Origin of the sequence: Armatimonas sp. (assembly GCF_043760365.1) — a bacterium.
In the GTDB taxonomy this organism is placed as follows: Bacteria; Armatimonadota; Armatimonadia; order Armatimonadales; family Armatimonadaceae; genus Armatimonas.
Genome location: NZ_JAYUPA010001053.1, coordinates 1 through 2,555, shown reverse-complemented (window position 1 = coordinate 2,555; position 2,555 = coordinate 1). Strand labels below are relative to the sequence as shown.

General features: G+C 59.8%; 3 protein-coding genes. 2 read left to right on the top strand and 1 reads right to left on the bottom strand.

Annotation, left to right across the window (positions count from 1 at the left end; translation table 11 throughout):
• The coding region (locus ACH2EH_RS26905) for a hypothetical protein (protein WP_395146560.1) at positions 1–383 on the top strand (383 nt) is incomplete at its 5' end.
• 128 nt (positions 384–511) lie between these two features.
• Positions 512–1,267: an SDR family NAD(P)-dependent oxidoreductase gene (locus tag ACH2EH_RS26900; RefSeq protein ID WP_395146559.1), complete on the top strand. Its 756-nt coding sequence runs from the start codon at positions 512–514 to the stop codon at positions 1,265–1,267.
• On the opposite strand, the gene ACH2EH_RS26895 is transcribed toward ACH2EH_RS26900, so the two are convergent.
• A partial coding sequence (locus ACH2EH_RS26895; RefSeq protein WP_395146558.1) for a Gfo/Idh/MocA family protein occupies positions 1,268–2,555 on the bottom strand: 1,288 nt, incomplete at its 5' end. It abuts the gene before it with no gap.

Below are 2,555 nucleotides of genomic sequence, written 5' to 3'. Positions count from 1 at the left end.
TGTTTTGCGCTATAATCCTTCTACCACTCACCAAGGAGATTTTAGACATGGCAACAGGATTTGGGCTCTCGAATAAGGGCAAGGCAAACAGCGCGGGCGAGGAGCTTCAGGATATTGACTGGGACAGCATCCCCGCCGATAAGCGCGGCATGACACCCGGGCAATCCTCGCCAAAGGGGAAGTCTGGTGGGGCGCTCCTAGAGCCCGATCCGTTCAACGAGTCCCAGCTCGTCGCCCAGGATCCTGCTGAGGTTTTCTACGACGACGAGCAGGACACGGGGGCGGAGCTTGGAGCGGCGCAGGTCAAGACCAATGCCAAGAAGACCGATGACCCCAACAACGGAGTAAAGGTGAAGAAGATGCCATTGCCAGGAAAGAAGTGAGAGCTGCAAGGCAGCAGCTACGGCGCTCGCCGATCCTTTGGGGGCTGATCAGTGCGGGAGCCTACCAGCTTTATGTCTGGCAAACGGCTCCCGCAAAAAAGCACCCGATAAGCAGGTAAAATGCCTGTATGATTGATCTTTCTAACCAACACATCTTTATCGCGGGTGGCTCGCGCGGGATCGGGCGGGCGACGGCGCTGATGGCCGCGAAGGCGGGGGCGGCAGTCTCCGTGAACTACCTAAGCAACACGGCGGCGGCGCATGCGACTGTGGACGCGATCGTGACGGCGGGTGGACGTGCGGCGGCGTTCCAGGCCGATGTCTCCCATGAAGGTGCGGCGCAGAAGGCGATTGATGCCGCTGTCGCAACACTGGGGCCGCTAACGGGTATCGTGGTTTCGGCGGGAATCTTTGAGGGGGCATCGCTCGAAGAGATGGATCTGGCGTTCTGGAACCGAACCATGGAGATCAACCTCGCCGGGACATTTCTCGCCGTGAAGGCCGCCGTTCCCCACCTGCGTGAGGGTGGGGGAGGGAGTATCGTGATCTACACCAGCACCGCCGGTCAGCGGGGCAGCGATATTTTCTCTGCGTATGCCACCAGCAAGGGCGCACAGATTCTCTTCATGCGCTCGATGGCAAAAGAGCTAGGCAGGGATAATATTCGGGTCAACTGTATCGCCCCTGCCTGGACTGATACCGACATGGCCGCACCGTCGCTTGATGCCTTGGGTCGCGAGAGTGAGGGTAAAAAGTTCGCTCTAGGCCGCATCGGCCAGCCCGACGATATCGCTGGGCCGACGGTCTTTCTGCTGTCCGATTTGGCGAAGTTTGTCACCGGCACGACCCTCACGGTAGATGGGGGCATGGACATGCGCGGCTAACTAGAGCTTCCAGCCCTTCCGATAGGGCGGGTTGATATAGGCATTGGCAGCATCGTTGTTGGTGAAGCGCCCCGCTTTCACGTCCCACTTGAGGGTTTGGCCGGGGAAACGAATCGCGATGGCCCCCAGAAGCGCCACTTGGGTGAGACGGCCCCCGTAGTCGAAGTTGGAGCCGGCTTGGCGTCCCGTTTTGATCGCCTCAAGCCAGTCCCAGTGGTGCCCTTTAACACGCGCAATGGTTTCCTTGGGCGCATTGGCTCCCGTGTTTTCGTTGCGGAGCTTCTCGGGCAAGATGTGGCAACCGCCGCCGCCGTGTGAGCCGTGGACGATCATGCCTTTTTCGCCAAAGAGAATAGCACCAGTTCGTGGCACCTCATCGTCGCCAAAGTCTTTGGGTTGCGGTATGGGATTGTCCCCGTCATGCCAGACTAGCTTGACAGGGCCGCGCTCTTTTTTGGCGGGAAACTTGAAGGTGATCCGGGTTGCAGCGGGGTAGGTCAGCCCCTGAGTTGCCGGGTCGTACCCGGTCACTTCGGCGTGAACGGTCGTGGGGGCATCCAGGTCGAGTGCCCAGAACGCGGGGTCAATCACGTGGCAGAACCAGTCACCGATGGTGCCCGTCCCAAAGGGGAGCCAGCCGCGCCAGTTCCAGTGGACCCAGAAGGGCGTGTAGGGGCGGTAGGGAGCAGGGCCAAGCCAGAGGTCGTAGTCGAGCTCGGAGGGCACGTCGTATTTTTGCTCTAGTTTGTCTAGGTTCCGGATCTGGCTGTAGACCTCTTTAAACTCGCCACAGGCCGCATGGATCGTATGAACCTGGCCAATGGCTCCCGTACCGACCCACTCCACCACACGGCGGATGGAGTCGGTGGAGTGGCCCTGGTTGCCAAGCTGGGTGACCACTTTATACTTACGCGCCGCTGCCATCAGGGTGCGCACCTCGTGGACCGTGTGCGCCAGCGGTTTTTCGCAGTAGACATGCTTGCCGCGCTTCATCGCCTCCATGGCGATCACAGCATGGGTATGGTCGGGTGTGCCAATAACTACTGCGTCCAGCCCCTTGCCCAGCTCCTTCAGCATCACGCGGTAGTCGGTGAACTTTTTTGCATTGGGGTACTGCGCGAACTTTTTGGCCGCGTACTTATGATCCACATCACAGAGCGCCACCAGGTTCCCGCCTGCTGCGATCACTTGATCCACATCACTTCCGCCTTGGCTACCGACGCCAATCCCCGCAAAGTTGATCGGCTTGTCGTCCGCTAAAACGGAGGAAGGGCTCAGGGTCAAGAGT